The following is a 4,123-nucleotide window of genomic DNA, read 5'->3' as shown; positions in this document are numbered from 1 at the left end:
GCCGGGCACCTGGAGCGCGGCGGGGATGCGGAAGGTGAAGTAACCCGACTGCCCGGACCGGTACGGCACGGACGGCACGCACGCGGCGGGCGCCGACGCGGCGGCGGCGGACGGCACCTGCACCGCCGCCGGACCCGCCGCGAGGGACAGCAGCAACGCCAGGAACCGGCGGCCGGTCCTGGTTCTGGCACCAAAGGCGCGGACTCTCATCTCATCCTCGTTCTGTACGGATATGTGAGGTATGACGAGATGAAAGTAGAGGGTCGAGGGATCAGCCGGCCGGACCGCCACGCACGGCCGCACCGTCACGCGCAGCCGCAGCACCACGCGCAGCCGCACCACCACGCGCAGCCGCACCACCACGCACGGCGGGAGCGGCCACGTGCGGCGTGATGTCCGGGGACGGTTCCGCCCGCTTCGTTCGCTTGCGGCGCGTCAGCGGTCGTTCGATCAGGTAGTACGACGCGGTGGCGGCCCCGAAGGAGGCCGCGAGGGTGGCCGGGGTGTGCCAGGTGTCGACCCCCAGCCCGGCCAGCAGCCGCCCGAGCGGGTAGTGCCAGAGATAGAGGGCGTAGCTCAGGTTGCGCCCGACCCAGACCAGCGGCGCGACGGACAGCACACGGGCCAGCGGGGCGCGCGGCGACAGGTCGAGCGCCGCCAGGACCGTCGCCGTCAGGACGGCGGTGACCAGGAAACCGACCGTGTAGAGCGGCACGGTCCACACCCCGGTGTGGGTGCCGGGGATGTACCACACGAGGAGGCCCAGGAGCCCGAGCGCGGGCCACGCCAGCCGGCCCGACCAGCGCCGCAGCGCGGCCAGCCGCCGGTCCTCCTTGTCCAGCCGGGCCACCACGATCGCCAGGAGCGCGCCGACGAGGAGCTGGTCCGCGCGGGTGTCGGTGCCGTTGTAGATGCGGTGGGCCGCGGTCGGGTCCCACAGGTACCACCGCCAGAACACGGGCAGCGCGCTCAGCACGGCCGCCGCGATCAGCACCGTCCGCGGCCTGACCCACCGCAGGAGGAGTACCAGGACCGGCGGCCACAGCAGGTAGAACTGCTCCTCGACCCCCAGCGACCACGTGTGGGCGAGGAGTGTGGTGTCGTCCGAGTACGCGCCGGGCTCCCCGGCCCGGACGATGTTGACCAGGAACGTCGCGGACAGCGCGATCGACGCCCAGGCGTTGTCGAAGCCCGGCAGGCCGGTGGTGAGGGCCAGCACGGCGCACACCGCGCACAGCGCCAGCAGGGCGGGCACCAGCCGCAGCCAGCGGCGCCGGTAGAACGGGCCCATGGCCACGGTCCCGCCGCGGGCGAACTCGGCCAGCAGCAGCCGGGTGATGACAAACCCGCTGATGGTGAAGAAGACGTCCACACCGAAGGCGCCGCCCGGCAGCAGGTCGGCGTCCAGGTGGTAGACCATGACCACCGCGACGGCGAGGGCCCGCAGCCCGTCCACCCCGTCGATCCGCCCGCCGGTCAGCGCCGACGGAAACCCGTGCCCGGCCGCGCGCCCGACCCGGACGGGCACCACCCCCAGCGTGCCGGTCGCGCCCGATCTGTCCGTTCCTGTCCTGGTCGCCGGGGCTGTTCGAATACTGTCCACCCCGAGCCGCTGCCCACAAACCGGTCCCGCACGCGGTCCTCATGGACTTCTCAGGTTGCTTCACCGAAGACACACAAACGGCGCCGGTGGGGGTCGACGGCGTAATGTGGGGAGTCGATCACGCCGTCGGCCTCGACCGCGCGGTGCTTCGCGCGGAGCTGCCGGCAGAGCAGACCAGGGGTGGTGCGGTGTCATGGTGAATCCGACGATCTTGACCGTGGACGACGATCCGGCGGTCTCCCGGGCGGTCGCGCGCGACATCAGGCGCCGGTACGGCGACCGCTACCGCGTGGTGCGCGCCATCTCGGGAGCGGACGCCCTGGAAGCGCTGCGCGAGATAAAGCTGCGCGGCGAACAACTCGCGATCATGCTCGCCGACTACCGCATGCCCCAGATGAACGGCCTGGAGTTCCTCGAAGCGGCGATGGACCTCTTCCCGCGCGCCCGGCGCGTGCTCCTGACCGCGTACGCCGACACCGGCGCGGCCATCGACGCGATCAACGTGGTCGATCTCGACCACTACCTCCTCAAGCCGTGGAACCCGCCGGAGGAGCACCTCTATCCGGTGATCGACACCCTGCTGGACGCCTGGCTCGCCACCCCCGACACGACGGCCACCGAGATCCGCGTGGTGGGACACCGCTGGTCGGCGCCGTCGTTCGCGGTACGCGACTTCCTCGCCCGGAACCTGGTCCCGTACCGCTGGCTCCAGGCCGACGAGCCCGAGGGCGAGCGGCTGCTGGCCGCCGCCGGGGCCACCGCCGCCGACGTGCCGCTGGTCGTCACGTCCGACGGCACGTCGCTGCTGGCGCCGGCCGACGGCGAACTGGCCGCGCACGTCGGGCTGAGCACCGTACCGACGTCCGACTTCTACGACCTCGTCGTGGTGGGCGGCGGCCCCGCCGGACTCGGCGCCGCGGTGTACGGCGCCTCCGAGGGCCTGCGTACGGTCCTCGTCGAGCGCGCCGCGACCGGCGGACAGGCCGGCCAGAGCAGCCGTATCGAGAACTATCTCGGCTTCCCGGACGGCGTGTCGGGATCGCAGCTCACCGACCGGGCCCGCCGCCAGGCGCTGAAGTTCGGGGCCGAGATCCTCAGCACCCGCGAGGTCACCGGCATGGAGGCCGCCGGCTCCGGGCGGGTGCTGCACTTCGGCGAGGGCGCCTCCATCACCGCGCACACGGTCGTCCTGGCCACCGGGGTCTCGTACCGCAGGCTCGACGCGCCGGGCCTGGAGGAGTTCGCCGGCGCCGGGGTCTTCTACGGGGCCGCCGTCACCGAGGCGCCCACCTGCAAGGGCCAGGAGGTCTACATGGTGGGCGGCGCCAATTCCGCGGGCCAGGCGGCCGTCCACTTCTCCCGCTACGCGGACCGGGTGCACATGCTGGTCAGGGGCGGTGACCTGAGACGGTCGATGTCCAGCTATCTGATCGACCAGATCGAGGCCATCGACAACATCGTCCTGCACCCGTGGACCGAGGTGGTCGACGGCAAGGGCGACGGCCACCTCCAGCAACTGACCCTCCGGGACACCCGGTCGGGTGCGACGGACACCGTCAGCACGTCCTGGCTGTTCGTCTTCATCGGCGCCGAGCCGCGGACGGAATGGCTGGACGGCGTGGTGGTCCGCGACGAGCTGGGCTTCGTGGTCACAGGACCCGACCTGCTCGCCGGCGGACAGCGGCCGGCCGACTGGACGCTGCCCAGAGACCCGTACCACCTGGAGTGCAGCATTCCCGGGGTCTTCGCCGCCGGTGACGTGCGCGCGGCGTCCCTCAAGCGCGTCGCGTCCGCCGTGGGTGACGGCGCGATGGCCATCTCGCTGGTCCATCGCTACATGGAGGCACAGTGACGTCTTCAGAGCATTCTTCCGACACGCCGGCCGCGGCCCCCGAGGAACGGCTGAGCCCCGCGGAACTGCGCACCCTCTTCCTCTTCGAGGCGCTGGACGACGAGCAACTGGCCTGGCTCTCCGAGCGGGGCAGGGTGGAGAGGCGGGACGGCGGCACCGCCGTCTACAAGGAGGGCGAGCCGGCCACCTGTTTCTTCGTCCTGCTGAGCGGCGCGATCACCCTCAACCGGCGGCTGCACGGCGACGACATCGAGGTCACCAGGACCGACCAGCGCGGCGTCTACAGCGGCGCCATGCAGGCCTATCTGGGCGACCGGGTGGACCAGGTGTACGGCAACACGATGCGGGCCGTGAGCGACGTGGAGCTGTTCGTCCTGTCGGCGGACGACTTCACCACCGCGATCCGGACGTGGTTCCCGATGGCCCTCCACCTGCTGGAGGGGCTGTTCTTCGGCTCCCGCGCGGCCAACATGATCGTGGGGGAGCGGGAGCGTCTGGTCGCCCTCGGATCGCTGTCCGCCGGCCTCACCCACGAGCTCAACAACCCGGCCGCGGCAGCCGTGCGGGCCACCGAGGCCCTGCGCGAGCGGGTGGCGGGGATGCGCCACAAGCTGGCCATGATCGCCGACGGCCGGCTGGACGGCAGCCGGCTGCGCGGCCTGGTCGAG

Annotated in this window: 3 protein-coding genes and 1 pseudogene; 2 read left to right on the top strand and 2 right to left on the bottom strand. The window is 72.0% G+C overall.

All coding sequences use genetic code 11. The features are described from left to right. A pseudogene (locus GT042_RS26385) lies at positions 1-210 on the bottom strand (hypothetical protein); the annotation flags it as partial. 61 nt (positions 211-271) lie between these two features. Next, on the bottom strand, positions 272-1,528 hold the full coding sequence (locus GT042_RS26380; protein WP_345943922.1) for an acyltransferase: 1,257 nt from the start codon (positions 1,526-1,528) through the stop codon (positions 272-274). A 268-nt stretch (positions 1,529-1,796) separates the two neighbouring features. On the opposite strand from GT042_RS26380, the gene GT042_RS26375 reads away from it, so the two are divergent. Next, positions 1,797-3,455, top strand: coding sequence for an FAD-dependent oxidoreductase (locus GT042_RS26375; protein WP_161311228.1), 1,659 nt, complete (start codon positions 1,797-1,799; stop codon positions 3,453-3,455). After that, positions 3,452-4,123, top strand: a 672-nt coding sequence (locus GT042_RS26370) for a cyclic nucleotide-binding domain-containing protein (protein WP_345943921.1), incomplete at its 3' end; no start/stop codon positions are given. The genes GT042_RS26375 and GT042_RS26370, both read left to right, overlap by 4 nt.

This window comes from Streptomyces sp. SID3212 (assembly GCF_009865405.1).
Taxonomy (GTDB): Bacteria; Actinomycetota; Actinomycetes; order Streptomycetales; family Streptomycetaceae; genus Streptomyces.
Note: the sequence above shows the minus strand (reverse complement) of the source record. Positions and strands in the feature narration are given on the sequence as shown.

Excerpts from the sequence above, each read along its gene's own strand:
- GT042_RS26375 (WP_161311228.1), top strand. The coding sequence starts at position 1,797 with ATGGTGAATCCGACGATCTTGACCGTGGACGACGATCCGGCGGTCTCC.